We start from the raw sequence: 13,113 nt of genomic DNA on the forward strand, positions 1-13,113 counted from the left end.
CTGTAGCTGTAGATTCACGGAAAGTTGCTAAACGCCTGACGTGACCTCATCGGGCGAGGCAGACTCTCGCCATGGCTCCCCGACACAGTCTCTCTGTCCGTGCTCGCCGACTCGCGACCGAGCTGAGGGCGCTTCGAGAGGACAGCGGTCTGAGTGTTGAGCAGGCCGCCGCGCAGCTCGGCTGGTCCTACAGCAAGCTCAACCGGTTCGAGAACGGCCGCGCCATACCGTCACCGAAGACGGTCGCCCACATCCTCGACCTGTACGGCCTGCCCGACGGCAAACGCGACAGCCTGATCAGGCTCGCCCGCGACGCCGGCGAACGCGGCTGGTGGGAGGACCTCGGCGTCTTCACCGGTTCGTATGTCGGGCTTGAGGATGCTGCCTCCGCCATCCGTTCGTGGCAGCCCCTGCTCATTCCTGGCCTGCTCCAGACTGAGGACTACGCTCGCGCGGTTATCCAGCCCGGACACCCACACCTCGGTCCCAATGACATCGAGAAGCGGGTGAAAGCGCGCATCGCACGGCAGACGCTGCTGAGTCGGCCCGATGCGCCGGAGTTTCATGCGATCGTCGGAGAGCCGGCACTGCGGTATGAGGTCGGAGGTGCGGCCGTCATGCAGGAACAACTCCGAAAGATGGATGCCATCGCCCGGAAGCGGCCGAACGTCACGATCCAGGTCTTGCCGTTCAACGTCGGGGCGAGCATCGGCCTCGAAGGCTCATTCACGCACTTCGAGTTCCCCGACGCCATCGATCCGGCTGTGTCCTGTATCGAGGACATCTCTGGCGAGAAGTACATAGAAAGTGCGGAAGGCAATCGGCGGCTTAGGCTGGCGTATGACCGCATCCGTGATGCGGCGCTTACCCCCGAGGAGTCGGCGGCACTGATCGTCGACATGGCCAAGGAGTAGCCGCCTATGTCCCACCCCCTCGACTGGCGTAAGAGCACCCGAAGTGGCAGTCAGAACGACTGTGTGGAAGTCGCCGCCCTCGACCGCGACTCGGCCGAGTAGCCGCGGATCCAGCGATGCCCCCGGCGCGATCGATCGTCGGGGGCATCTGCCGTCGCTGATCATTTTCCTGCGGTTACGGCTTTGAGCTCGTCGAATGACTCTCGGATGAGTTGTGGCAGGTCTTTCTCGTCGGTCTCGTCGACCCAGTGCTCGAACGCGACCTTGAAGGCGGCGATGCCCGCCTCGGCGGTCAGTTGTGCGGCCAGGTCGGTGACGCCTCGCCGGCGCAACGCGTCGGCGAGCGCCGCGGCGAGGGACGCCAGTTTGGCCAGCTCGCGTTCTCGTAGCTCCGGGTTCGCGACGATGACGGTGTGACGCTTCCGGGCGCGTTCGTGATAGATCACGGCGCCGGCGGCTTCCAGAGCCGCGGCCACCGCGTCGATCGGCGTCGCGGAATCGGGTGTCTCGACGACGGTGCGTACGAGTAGGTCCTCCAACTCGCCTGAGGCCGCGAACAGGACCTCGCGTTTGTCGGCGAAGTACCGGAAGAACGTGCGCTCCGTGAGTCCCGCGCGCTTGGCGATCTCCGCCACTGTGGTCTGCTCGAACCCACGCTCGCCGTAGAGCTCCAGCGCCGCCTTCTCGAGTCGGCCGCGCGCGTTCGGCTCCCATCGCCCCATGTCCTGATCGTAGCTTGATGACAGCAGCTGACATTGTGTGCGGGCTGCTGTCGGCGGGCGCCTAGAGATCGACTGAATCGCCCACCGGTATGCGGGCGTAGTCGGTCTCGTCCTCGAGCCACTCGTCGAAGTACTCCAGACCGATCTTGCTGAGCTGGATGTCGTGGATTGGGAACGCCCGGGCCGGCCGGACGCCGCGGACGAAGGTGATGGCCTCGCCGATCTTCACCCAGGGACCGGACGCCGGGACCAGCAGGGTGTCGACCTCGTCGGTGGGGACGAAGAAGGAGTCTCCCGGGTGGTAGAGGCCGTCCACGATGAACCCGAGGTTCGGGCAGCCGGGCAGTCCGTCGATGACCTCGGCGTGTACGCCGCCCACGGCCTTCACCGTGAAGCCGGCGGCGGTGAAGGTCTCGCCCGCGGCAACCGCGACCGCTCCTTCGCCGAGCTCGGCAGCCAGCGCCGCATGGGTATGGACGGTCAGCGTGGGGTTGCCCGCCCGGGCGGCCTTGAGCGCCTCGACGTCGATGTGGTCGGGGTGCTCGTGGGAGACGAGCACGTCCGTGGCTCCGGACAGCGCCGCCTCCGCGTCGGAGAAGGTGCCCGGGTCGATCACCAGCACCCGATCGCCATCCTGGAGGCGCACACAGGCGTGCCCGAAATTCGTCAATTCCACCGGATCACCGTATCGGCCGATCCGAGAAGGGCCGCTGCCTAGTCGGGGAGGCGGCGGAGGATCTGTTCGAGAAGGTCGTTACGGCGGCGTGTCGCGCTCCACGAGAAGCAGGCGAGACCGGAGAAGAACGCGACACCGGCCAGGACTGCCGCGACCACGCCTCGCAGGAAGGCGGTCACCTGGATGACCTGTGGCGGCGAGAAGTCCCGGCGGAGCGGTACGGCCACGATGGGGTCGTTGTCGATGGCCGCGAACACCTGCACCACCGCCACGCCGGCCAGTAAAGCCGCTCCGGCCATGAGAGCCCAGCCCGCGATGACCCAATGTTTGGACGTCATGCGGTGATCATCCTCTCGCCGGATCACGGATAAGAAGCACGAGGCCGGATCCGGACTCATGGCAGGCTGATGACAGGGACTGACATGCTCGGCTATTCTGATGACAGGAACTGACATCGCGCTGTCTTCGCGACGGCCGACGTACCTGGAGGTCTTCTCATGCGCGTTTTCGTCACCGGCGCGTCCGGCTGGATCGGCACCGCCGTGGTTCCCGAGCTCATCGCCGCCGGTCATCGGGTCATCGGGCTGGCACGTTCGGACGACTCGGCCGCCGCCCTCACGACGGCCGGGGCAGAGGTGCGTCGCGGCACCCTCGACGATCTCGACGTCCTGCGGAGCGCGGCCGCCGAGTCGGACGGCGTGATCCACCTCGCTTTCAAACACGACATCGCCTTCTCGGGGGACTTCCAGGGCGCCGCCGACGCGGATCGTCGCGCCGTCGAGACGATCGGCGAGGCGCTGGCGGGTTCCGACCGGCCGTTCGTCATCGCCTCTGGGCTGCTCGGGCTCGCGCCGGGGCAGGTGGCGACCGAACGGGACGGGCGTGATCCCGACTCGTCCGTGGCACATCTGGGCGGTGGCCCGCAGACGCGGTACGGCACGGCGCATCTGACGCTCGCCCTCGCCTCCCGCGGCGTCCGCTCGTCCGTACTGCGTCTCCCCCCGACCGTGCACGGCGAAGGAGACAACGGCTTCATGACGGCCCTGGTCGGAATCGCCCGGGACAAGGGCGTCGCCGGTTACATCGGTGACGGGTCCCAGCGCTGGCCCGCCGTCCATCGGAGCGATGCCGCACGCCTGTTCCGTCTGGCGTTGGAGGACGCCCCGGCGGGGTCGGTGCTGCACGCGGTCGCCGACGAGGGCGTGCCGATCCGCGCGATCGCCGAAGTGATCGGCCGGCATCTCGACGTTCCGATGGTCGCCGTCTCTCCCGAGGACGCGGGCGGGCACTTCATCTGGCTCGCCGGCTTCGTCGGGCTCGACAGTCCGGCGTCGAGCGCGCTGACCCGCGAGCTATTGGGATGGCAGCCGACCGGTCCCGGGCTCCTCGACGACCTGGACAAGGGTCACTACTTTCACACCGCGTAGCCGCTGATGGGCCCTGGCCGCCCGAGGCTGCCAGGGCCCATCGCCGGCCTCGGATCGCACTCACACTCAGCCGCCTGTCGGCCCGGCACTGGACAGATGACCGAGACGGCTGACGTGCATTGTGATCGATCTGTTACCAGGGTCTCCGAACGATTTTTGACGACGCTGAGTCGTATCACCCTGACAGAAACGATCTTCAGAGAGCCCACGTGGAGAACTCCGTAGTGCAGCGGATCGGCCGATATCGCCTGGTGACAATCCTCGGCAAGGGAGGAATGGGCGTCGTCTACCGGGCGACCGACCAGGACGGCCACGACTTCGCGCTGAAGCTGCTGAAGCCCGAGCTGGCCGAGGACGCCGCCTTCCGCAGACGGCTTGCCCGCGAGGTCGACACCATGCGCCGGGTGCGAAGTCCGCACATCGCGGAGGTGGTCGACGCGGACGTGGCGGCAGAAAGCCCGTACATCGTGACCCGCTTCATCGACGGCCAGCCGCTCGACGCCGTCGTCCAGGCGGTCGGGCCCCTGCACAGCGACCTGCTGGTGCGGCTGTCGGCGGGCCTGGCCGAAGCGCTCATCGCGATCCACGAGGCGGGGATCATCCACCGCGACGTCAAGCCGAGCAACGTCATGCTCGTCGACGGCGCCCCCATCCTGATCGACTTCGGTATCGCGCACGCGGCCGACGCCACTCGCCTCACCCAGACCGGCATGTTCATCGGCACGCCAGGCTTCCTGGGGCCAGAGGTCATCGACGGCAAACCGCCCGGCCCGGCGGTGGACATCTATGGCTGGGGTGCGACGGTGGCGTTCGCGGCGACCGGCCGGCCACCGTTCGGCACGGGATCGCTGCAGGCCGTGCTCGCCCGCGCGGTCTCCGGCGAACCCGACATCGTCGGCGTGCCGCCGCACCTGGAGCCCCAGGTCAAAGCGGCTCTCTCCCGTGATCCGCAGGACCGCCCGTCGGCGGCGCAGATCGCGAGCTGGGCGCGCCGGGTGCACAGCGATCCGCCGGTACCTCCCACCGTGCTCGCTCTGGCCGGCCAGGACGGCCCAGCGGCACAGACGACCGTCGCCGCGGACTCCGGCGCCCCGGATCGCCGCTCCTCGGCGGACCGGCCGGTGCCCGAGTCGAGCCGATCGCCGTCGACGGACCCGAAACCGGCGACCCGCCGGTCATCGAGGAAGCGACGTCGCTCCTCCCCGGCACATCGCTCACCAGCGGACGCCGAGCGCACGGAAGCGGCCGGAGCCCCACCGGTGCCGGTCGAGTCGACAGTGGTCGAACAGCGGGAAACGGCGTCGCCGCGTAGGCGGGCCAGGCTCCGTGCATCGCCGTTCTGGTACTCCAGCAAGGCCGCGTGGGCCCAGCTGATCGCCGTTCTCGTCGGGGCGGCGTCCTGGGCCTTCTGGACACTTACTCCGTCGTCCGATGATTACGAGTCGATCTCCGGTCCAGTCAGCTTCGTGCACATTCTGTGGTTCAAGATCGGCTGGCTGTTCGGCGGCTGAGACGACCGCGATCAGGTCGATCAGGCGAGGTCGGCGAGGACCTCGCGGAAGCGTTCGACGAGGGGGTTCGTGTCGTCCGCCCGCCAGACGAGGTAGAGGGTGGTCGTGGTGTCGGCCAGCGGCCGGGCCGCCACGCCGACCCGGCGCAGCGCGCGGTGGGAGTCGGCCATCACCGCGCCGCCGAACCCGGCCGCGACCAGGGCCAGTAGCGTCTGCGCGCTCCGGCCCTCCGCGCCGATCTTCGGCACGACGCCGGCGTGGTGGCAGAGCGCGATGATCTCGTCGTACGAGCGGGATGAGACGTCTCGTGGCCAGATGACCAGCGGGATCTGCCCCAGCGTCGACAGCGGTGCCGGCTCGGGCGAGTGGGCGAGCGGATGCCCGGCGGGCATGAACAGCGTGAGCGGCTCACGCCACCAGGCCCGCGTGGCCAGCCGGGCGTCCCGCATGGGCAGCCGCTGGACCGCGATGTCGAAGCGCCCGTCCAGCACGCCGGTCGACATCTCCGCGTCGTTGAAGCTCTCCGCCAGGCGCAGGTCGACGCGGGGGAGCTCCCGGCGGATCCGCCCGAGCGCCCCGCCGAGCGGCCCGTTGATCCCCGAGCCGGCGAAGGTCACGGTCAGCCGCCCGGTCAGTCCCTGCGCCGCCAGCCGTACGTCTTCGAGCGCGCCTTCCGCCTCCGCCAGGACGACGGTCGCCCGCCGTACGAGGGCCTGCCCGGCAGCGGTCGGCGTCAGGCCCCGGCCCTCGCGGGAGAACAGCTCGACGCCCAGCCGTCGTTCGAGCTCACGGAGCTGCCGGCTCAACGTCGGCTGGGTCAGGTGCAGCCGGCGGGCCGCCCCGCTGACGCTTCCCTCCTCGGCGATCGCGACCACGTAGCCGAGCAGTCTCAGATCCATCCATACCTCCAAGGCATGGGAAGCATAGCCATCGATGCCCTCCGCGCGCATTCGGTCGTCGTCCAGGCCACGCTTGAGACATCGCACCGGACGAGCCGATGCGAGCGAAATCTGGGAGAGACGGATGACCCGCGAAGAGCGTTACGAGCACGGCATGAAGGTCCTGGAGCAGGTGGACGGCGAGGCGGGTCAGCGGATCGTGAACTCCCTCGCCGACACCTCGCCCGAGCTGGGGCACCAGGTGGTCGCGTGGGCGTTCGGCGACATGTACGCCCGCCCCGAGCTGCCGCCCCGCGACCGGCAGCTGGTCACCCTGGGCGTGCTGGCCGCGCTCGGCGGCTGTGAGATCGAGCTGGAGGTGCACATCAACGCGGCGCTCAACGTCGGCCTCGCGCCCACCGAGATCGCCGAGGCGCTGCTGCACTCGGCCGTCTACTGCGGCATGCCGAGGTCCATCAACGCGACGCTCGTCGCCAAGAAGGTCTTCGCCGAACGAGGCCTGCTGCCGATCACGAACGTGGCGTGATCCTCAGGCGGTCGCCGCACGCATCGACGCCGCGGCGGTCAGCAGGCCCGCGGCGAGTGGACGCTCGTTCGGGTGGGGCAGGGCGAGTGCGACAGGTAGGCGTACCTGCCGGGTGGGTTCGACGAAGGCGACCGCCGCCGAGTCTTTTCGGATGCCGCCGGAGGGGAGCAGCGTCCAGCAGTCTCCGGCCGCGACGGGCCCGGCCAGAACGTCTTGGACATTGACGACAACGGGGCCAGGGCGGGGAACGAAGCCGGCCGCTCTGCAGGCATCGGTGATCAGGTCGAAGCCTCCGGGGTCCTCCTCACGCGGGGACCGGGCGAGGGGCAGGTCGGCGAGGGCGGCGAGATCGGCGGCGGTCGCCGCCCGCCCCGCCGGGACGGCGAGCAGCAGCGGCTCGTCCCAGAGGTGATGGACGACGACGCCGTCGGTGCTCGGCGGAGCGGTGACAAACGCGGCGTCGAGGTCGCCGGCGAGGATCGCGGCGAGTTTGCCCGGGGTGGACGACGTGGTCGTCAGGTGGATCGTGACGCCCGGATGAGCACCGCGGAACTCGGTGAGGATCTCCTCGATGCGCCTGCCGAGCCCGTGACTGCCGCCGACGCGCAGGACGCCGGCGGTGCCGGCGGCCAGGTCGGCGGCCGCTCTCGCCGCGCGGTCGATGGCCTGGAGCGCGCGACGGGCGTGAGGGAGAAACGCCTCGCCGTCGGCGGTGAGCCTGATCGTCCGGCGTGAGCGGTCGAACAGGGTGAGCCCGAGTTCGCGTTCGAGGCCGGCGATCTGTTTGCTCACGGCGGGCTGGACGATGTGCAGCCGCTCCGCCGCCCTGCCGAAGTGGCCGATCTCGGCGACGACCACGAAGTAGCGAAGTTGCCGAACCTCCACGACACGCTCCCACCGATTCCTTTCGGTGATTGTTCCACGGCGAGGTTGCTCATTGATGGGCACTCGCCCCGACCGGTCGACTGGGGCCGATGTCGCGTGTGGAGGAGGGGCGTTGCCTCGATCGGAGTTCATGCCGGGAACGGACCCGGGGCGGTGGCGGGCGTTCGCGGTCTGCCTGGCGGCCGGGGCCATGACGCTACTCGATGTCAGCATCGTCAACGTCGCGTTGCCGTCCATGCAGGAGGGGCTGCGGGTCTCGTCGGAGGCGCTGTCCTGGGCGGTCGCGGGCTACACGCTGACCTTCGGGCTGACCCTCGTGCCCGCGGGCCGCCTCGGCGACACCTTCGGCCGCCGGCGCATGTTCCTGGTCGCCCTGGCCGTCTTCACCGCCGTGAGCGTGCTGTGCGGGCTGTCGGTCTCCGGCACGTGGCTGGTCTGCGCGCGGCTGGCGCAAGGCGTCGCGGGCGGGATGCTGACACCCCAGGTGGTCGGGCTGATGCAGCAGCTCTTCACGGGGCGCGAGCGCGGCATGGCCGCCGGGCTGTACGGCGCGATGGTCGCGGCGGCCACCGCGATCGGTCCCCTGGCCGGAGGCCTGCTGATCCAGGCGGCCGGCTCGGCGAACGGCTGGCGCTGGGTGTTCTTCGTGAACCTGCCGATCGGCCTGCCGGCGTTCGTCCTCGGGACCCGGCTGCTGCCCCGCGACCCCGCGCGTGCCCGTACGGGCCGGCTCGATCTGGTCGGTGTGGCGCTGCTCGGAGGCGGAATCACCGCCGTCATCCTGCCGCTGGTCATGGCCGAGCACCGGCAGGGATCGGCTCCGTGGTCCCTGCTGGGCCTCGGTGCCGTCCTCCTGGCGTGCTTCGTCGCCTGGGAGCGGCATTACCGGTCGAAAGGCCGGCCGCTCGTCGACCTCGAACTGCTGCGTCGGCGGCCGTACGCGATCGGCTCGCTCGTCGGAGTGCTCTATTTCGCCGGGTACACCGGCGTTCTGTTCATCCTGTCGCTGTACTTCCAACAGGGCCTGGGATATTCGGCGCTGGCCGCCGGAGCGGCGGGCACACCGTTCTCCATCGGCTCTTCGATCAGCGCGGCGCTCGGCGGCCGTGCGGCGCATCGCTTCGGCCGCCTCCTCGTGGTCACCGGCGCGCTCACCGTGGTCCTCGCGCTCGGGGTCATCGCGCTCCTGGTCCGGTACCACCACGACGGCCGGATGTGGCTGCTCCTGCTCGGGCCGCTCCTGGCCGCCGGTGGGGGCAGCGGGTTGGTGATCGGACCGAACCTGACACTCGCCCTGCGGGATGTTCCACCGGCGGAGGGCGGCACCGCGGCGGCGGTCCTGCAGACCGGGCAGCGGATCGGGTCCGCGTTCGGCCTGGCGATTGCCGGGTCGGTGTTCCTGGGCACGCTCACGGCGTCCCGCGGAGACTTTCCCGTGTCCGCCGGCCGAGGTCTCTTCGGCGCCGCCGCCCTGGTGGGCGCGGCGCTGCTGGTCGCGGTCACCGACCTGCTGATCCCGGACGGCGACCGATGACGCCATGACCGATGGCCTGGTGTGGCCAAGCCGCTTGCGCGCACTGCCTGAAATGTAAGGTTTGTGATCTTGATCCTGCGCGGAGGATGGTCATGGGATTCCGGAGATCTGTGCTCATCACCGGGCTCGGCGGGGCGCTCGTCCTCGCCTCGTTGCCCGCGCCCGCGTCGGCCACGACCTGGCGATACCTCACGATCAAGGGGCTGAGCCGGGCCGGGAAGGTGCCCTGGATCACGGCGCAGATCTACGATCCGGTCGCCCAGAAGTCCTGGCCCGTCATGGGGCGCGACAACGCCGTGGCGAAACTCCCGGACAAGCGGACGTACGAGATCTACGCGACCCTCGCCCGGGCCGAGCCGAACGAAGCGCCCGAGAACACCGTCGTCCTCACGACCTTCAAGCTGTCCAAGGGCCACGACCACGTCACGGTGAGCGCCAAGAGCGGCAAGCCGATCGACGTCACCGTCGGGGACCCGTCCGTCCAGGGCCGGATCCGGGTCCACGTACGGCACGGGGCCATGGACTTCACCACCGACGACGTCCCCGGGCGGCTGTACGCCGTGCCCGTCAAACGATCCGGGGTGACGTTCAGCCAGGGCAGCACGTGGACCGGCTCCGGCGTGCTCTACCGGCTCGGCACCTCCTACTCCGGCGGCGTCCCGGCGGGCGTGACCCAGCACGTCACGAAGGCGGACCTCGCGTCCGTGAAGGTCACCTACCGGTCGTTCGGCGACGGCATGAAGGTGAACCCGCGCTGCCGGGGCACCATCTGGGGCGGCGACGACGAGATGTGGCTGGACGCGCCCGCCACCGTGACCGAGTACGTCCAGCCGGGCGCGGCCTGCAAGCGGGAGCTCTGGTACGAGTCGTCGTCCCACCCGCTGTTCGGCAACGTGACGGTCGGCACCCGCACGTACGCCAAGGGCGAGGCGCCCGCGGAGACGTGGAACGCCGCGGTGTTCGCGCCCGCCGCGCCCGGCGGCTACCGGACCGGGGACACGCTGCACTACACGCCGGTCAACCTGCTGTCCGACGCCCCCGGCAACTGGGGCTTCGACCAGTTCACGATCGCCAACGTGAAACTGCGGACCGGCACGAAGACGCTCGGGCTCGACGCGTACGAGCCGGACGTCACGCTGGGGAAGAAGACGGCGACCTACCGCCTCGACGTGACGGCCACCCGCGACGGCGCCGAGGCGACGCTGTCGGACCGTGTCCAGGTGAGCTGGCTGTTCACGTCCGCGCGGACGGCGAAGAAGACGACGCTGCCACTGACCACGGTACGGTTCGCCCCACGCGGCCTCGACGACCGGAACGCCGCCGCGCCCGGCTCCACCACCGAGGTCCCGGTCCGCGTCGTCACCAACCCCGGTGCGACGGCGCACGCGGTCACCACGCTGAAGGTCGAGGCGTCCACTGACGGGGCCAAGACCTGGCAGACCCTCCCCGTCGCGAACGGCGTCGTCTCGGTCACGAACCCGGCCCAGGCGAGGTACGTCGCGCTGCGGGCGACCGTGGTCGACAACGCCGGGAACCAGGTGACCGAGACCGTCTCGCGCGCCTACCGCGTGGTCGGCTGACCGGTGCACTCGTCGACCCAGTGCAGGATCTCGTACTGGGCCATCGTGAGCCCGCCGTCCTCCCGGAGCCGCTGTCACAGCCGCTCGATGAGCAGCGGGACGAAGACCAGGTTGGTGACGACGTGGATGAAGACGATCACCCAGAAGTTCCGGTAGCGGGCCCATAGGTAACCCTGCATCAGGCCGAACATGCCCTGGACGGCGACGATCGAGGTCAGACCCAGCAGAGGGTCGTCGTCTTCGATACGGGAGGAGTGCATCAGCGCGAACAGCAGGGAGGAGGCCATGATCGCCGGCCACCTGCCGTACAGCGCCTCCAGCCTTGTCTGCAGCCAGCCACGGTAGAACACCTCTTCCAGGACGCTCGCGGTCAGCAACGTGATCAGTGAGCCGATCACCAAGGTGACCGGATCGGCCAGGTTTTGGGTCAGCGGGACCGCGAGCGGGCCGACGTGGGCGAGCAAGAACCACGCCAGGACTGCGGGCAGCGGAGCGAGCCAGGCCACCGGAGCCGGGACGGCCTTGGCCTTGGGGCCGCCCCGTCTGATCACTCGGAGGGCCACCAGCGGAATGACCAGCAGGAACAGCACTTTGACCAGCGGGTACAGACCGCCCTGCGTCAGCGGAGCGACCAACGCTTGTAGTGCGGCCACCATGACCAAGAGCCAGGACTCCCGGTGCAGCCGGGGTCTGGGTAGGTCCGCCAACGGCGTCGGCACCTTCCGCACGGGTGAGATCAGGCGGGCCAGGGCGATGGCGGTGAGCGGTGGCAGGACCGCCGTCCAGAGAGAGGACGAGGCCGCGCCAGGGTCGGACGATTGGGTGATCTCGGTGTTACCGGTGCTCAATCGCCAGGCATAGGCGAGCGCGAACACCGCCACGCCCGCGTACGTCATCAGCGATGCGGGCAGTCTCCGAGCGGCATTGGTGAGGACCATGACCATCATGGTCGGGCTGACAGGGGTCCCGACCGCTCCTCCGAGAGCATGATCGTGCCGTCGATCGTTCGGACCACCTGGACTTATTGACGAGGCGGGCGCCCCACGTCGAGGTGAGGCCGGTCAGCCGGAGGTCACCACCCGCTCGCCCTTCGACAGGCCCGACTTGACCTCGACGTACGTGTCGCCGCGGACGCCGACCGTGACCGTACGGGTGACGGTCCGGTCGCCCTGGCGCACCCGGACGGTGGAGGTGCCGTTCGCCCCGGTCCGTACGGCCGAGGACGGGACGTAGAGCACGTCCGCCGCGGACGCCGTGGTCACCGACACGGTCCCGGATTGGCCGATCAGCACCTTCGACGGCACGTCGTCGAACGCGATCATCACCCCGTACTTGACGAGCCGGTCGCTGGTCGTGGCGTTCGCGTCGATGTGCGTGACCGACCCGGCGTACGTCTTCGCGCTGTCCGTGCTGAGGGTGATCTTCGCTTCCTGGCCGATGCGAATGTGCGCCACGTCGTTCTGGGAGAACGTCGCCTTCAGCTGCAGCTCGTTCAGATCCCCGATGGTGACGAACGTGGACGAGGCCGACGCCGTGTCGCCGGTCTGGCCGTTCACGGCGAGAATGGTGCCGTCGATCGGCGCCTTGATGACCGTTCCGGCGAGGGCGCGTTCCGCCTGGGTCAGGGTGTTCTTGGCCTGGATGACCCGCGCCTCGAGTTGCGCCGTCGACGTGGTTCCGCCCGGCGATCCCGATTTCCCGGTGGCGGGCGATTTCGAGGTGCCGGGATTCCGCGTACTGCTCGGCCGGCTCGACGGCCTTTTCGTCGTGCTCGGCTTCGCCGACGGCGTCGGCGTGGGCGTCGCGCTCGCCGTCGGCCGATAGGCCGCCAGGGCGACCGCCCCGCTCTCCGTCGCCGCGGCGCCCGCGCTTCCGGCGCCGAAACTCGTCGCGCTCCCGGTCGCCGCGGTGCCTGCGGTGCCTGCGGTGCCTGCGCTCGTGCCGCTCCCGGTCGCCCCCGTTCCTGCGGCGCCCGCGCTCGTCCCGCCGGTCCCGGTCGCGGTGGCCGACTCGGCGGCGGTCAGTGCCGCGCGGGCGGCGGTCACGTCTTCCAGGGCCTTCGTCTGGTCGATCCGTGCCAGGCGGGCACCCTCCTTCACCTTGGCGCCGACCTTGACGTACACCTTCTTCACCGTTCCGGATGTGCTGAACGCGAGGTCGCGGCTGTCGGCGCTCGCGACGTTGCCCGCCGCGCCCGCCGTGGCGGTCACCTCACCCTCGGCCACCGTGGCGTAGGTCGCGGCCGCCCCGCTCCGGCCGCCCGTGCCGAGGACGACGGCCGTCACCGTGCCGACCACCACGACGCCGAATATGCCGGTCGCCATCTGGGTACGTTTACGCCGGAAATTCGGCGCGGACACCCGAAATCTCATGGCGCGCCATGATGACGAGCCCAGATGATGGAAGTCTGGGCCGAAAATGAGAGTTTCCTTGAAGCGC

Annotated in this window: 14 protein-coding genes; 7 read left to right on the forward strand and 7 right to left on the reverse strand. The window is 69.7% G+C overall.

What is annotated here, in order from left to right:
• Positions 1 to 71: 71 nt before the first annotated feature.
• Positions 72 to 914 (forward strand): helix-turn-helix domain-containing protein, encoded by an 843-nt coding sequence (locus tag ACYVF7_RS04795; RefSeq protein WP_460335432.1) that lies wholly within the window; start codon positions 72 to 74, stop codon positions 912 to 914.
• A gap of 6 nt (positions 915 to 920) precedes the next feature.
• Positions 921 to 1,016: a DUF397 domain-containing protein gene (locus ACYVF7_RS04800; protein WP_460335435.1), complete on the forward strand. Its 96-nt coding sequence runs from the start codon at positions 921 to 923 to the stop codon at positions 1,014 to 1,016.
• Between the two features lie 59 nt (positions 1,017 to 1,075).
• On the opposite strand, the gene ACYVF7_RS04805 is transcribed toward ACYVF7_RS04800, so the two are convergent.
• The 3 genes from ACYVF7_RS04805 to ACYVF7_RS04815 form a co-directional block, all read right to left on the reverse strand.
• Positions 1,076 to 1,636 carry a TetR family transcriptional regulator gene (locus tag ACYVF7_RS04805; RefSeq protein WP_460335438.1) on the reverse strand — a complete coding sequence of 187 codons (561 nt, stop codon included), beginning with the start codon at positions 1,634 to 1,636 and terminating at the stop codon, positions 1,076 to 1,078.
• A 61-nt stretch (positions 1,637 to 1,697) separates the two neighbouring features.
• Entirely contained in the window at positions 1,698 to 2,312 is a 615-nt protein-coding gene (locus ACYVF7_RS04810; protein ID WP_460335441.1) for an MBL fold metallo-hydrolase, read from the reverse strand.
• Between the two features lie 38 nt (positions 2,313 to 2,350).
• On the reverse strand, positions 2,351 to 2,650 hold the full coding sequence (locus tag ACYVF7_RS04815) for a hypothetical protein (protein WP_460335444.1): 300 nt from the start codon (positions 2,648 to 2,650) through the stop codon (positions 2,351 to 2,353).
• Between the two features lie 159 nt (positions 2,651 to 2,809).
• Here ACYVF7_RS04815 and ACYVF7_RS04820 point away from each other — a divergent pair, with 159 nt between their 5' ends.
• Positions 2,810 to 3,739, forward strand: coding sequence for an SDR family oxidoreductase (locus tag ACYVF7_RS04820; RefSeq protein WP_460335447.1), 930 nt, complete (start codon positions 2,810 to 2,812; stop codon positions 3,737 to 3,739).
• Between the two features lie 209 nt (positions 3,740 to 3,948).
• Positions 3,949 to 5,250 (forward strand): serine/threonine-protein kinase, encoded by a 1,302-nt coding sequence (locus ACYVF7_RS04825; RefSeq protein WP_460335450.1) that lies wholly within the window; start codon positions 3,949 to 3,951, stop codon positions 5,248 to 5,250.
• A gap of 20 nt (positions 5,251 to 5,270) precedes the next feature.
• Here ACYVF7_RS04825 and ACYVF7_RS04830 read toward each other — a convergent pair whose 3' ends face one another.
• A complete protein-coding gene (locus ACYVF7_RS04830) occupies positions 5,271 to 6,149 on the reverse strand; it encodes a LysR family transcriptional regulator (RefSeq protein WP_460335453.1) in 879 nt (292 codons plus the stop codon).
• A 124-nt stretch (positions 6,150 to 6,273) separates the two neighbouring features.
• On the opposite strand from ACYVF7_RS04830, the gene ACYVF7_RS04835 reads away from it, so the two are divergent.
• On the forward strand, positions 6,274 to 6,675 hold the full coding sequence (locus ACYVF7_RS04835) for a carboxymuconolactone decarboxylase family protein (protein WP_460335456.1): 402 nt from the start codon (positions 6,274 to 6,276) through the stop codon (positions 6,673 to 6,675).
• A gap of 3 nt (positions 6,676 to 6,678) precedes the next feature.
• Here ACYVF7_RS04835 and ACYVF7_RS04840 read toward each other — a convergent pair whose 3' ends face one another.
• Positions 6,679 to 7,560, reverse strand: coding sequence for a LysR family transcriptional regulator (locus tag ACYVF7_RS04840; protein WP_460335459.1), 882 nt, complete (start codon positions 7,558 to 7,560; stop codon positions 6,679 to 6,681).
• A gap of 112 nt (positions 7,561 to 7,672) precedes the next feature.
• Here ACYVF7_RS04840 and ACYVF7_RS04845 point away from each other — a divergent pair, with 112 nt between their 5' ends.
• Together ACYVF7_RS04845 and ACYVF7_RS04850 are read left to right on the forward strand one after the other, a co-directional pair.
• Positions 7,673 to 9,094: an MFS transporter gene (locus ACYVF7_RS04845; RefSeq protein WP_460335462.1), complete on the forward strand. Its 1,422-nt coding sequence runs from the start codon at positions 7,673 to 7,675 to the stop codon at positions 9,092 to 9,094.
• Between the two features lie 92 nt (positions 9,095 to 9,186).
• Positions 9,187 to 10,674, forward strand: coding sequence for a hypothetical protein (locus tag ACYVF7_RS04850; RefSeq protein WP_460335464.1), 1,488 nt, complete (start codon positions 9,187 to 9,189; stop codon positions 10,672 to 10,674).
• A 74-nt stretch (positions 10,675 to 10,748) separates the two neighbouring features.
• Here the strand turns inward: ACYVF7_RS04850 and ACYVF7_RS04855 are convergent, their stop codons facing one another.
• Together ACYVF7_RS04855 and ACYVF7_RS04860 are read right to left on the reverse strand one after the other, a co-directional pair.
• Complete coding sequence (locus ACYVF7_RS04855; protein WP_460335467.1) at positions 10,749 to 11,612, reverse strand: lysostaphin resistance A-like protein; 864 nt, start codon at positions 11,610 to 11,612, stop codon at positions 10,749 to 10,751.
• A 123-nt stretch (positions 11,613 to 11,735) separates the two neighbouring features.
• Positions 11,736 to 12,998, reverse strand: a complete 1,263-nt coding sequence (locus ACYVF7_RS04860; RefSeq protein WP_460335470.1) for an efflux RND transporter periplasmic adaptor subunit — start codon at positions 12,996 to 12,998, stop codon at positions 11,736 to 11,738.
• Positions 12,999 to 13,113 lie beyond the last annotated feature (115 nt).

Source organism: Actinoallomurus acanthiterrae, assembly GCF_054775715.1.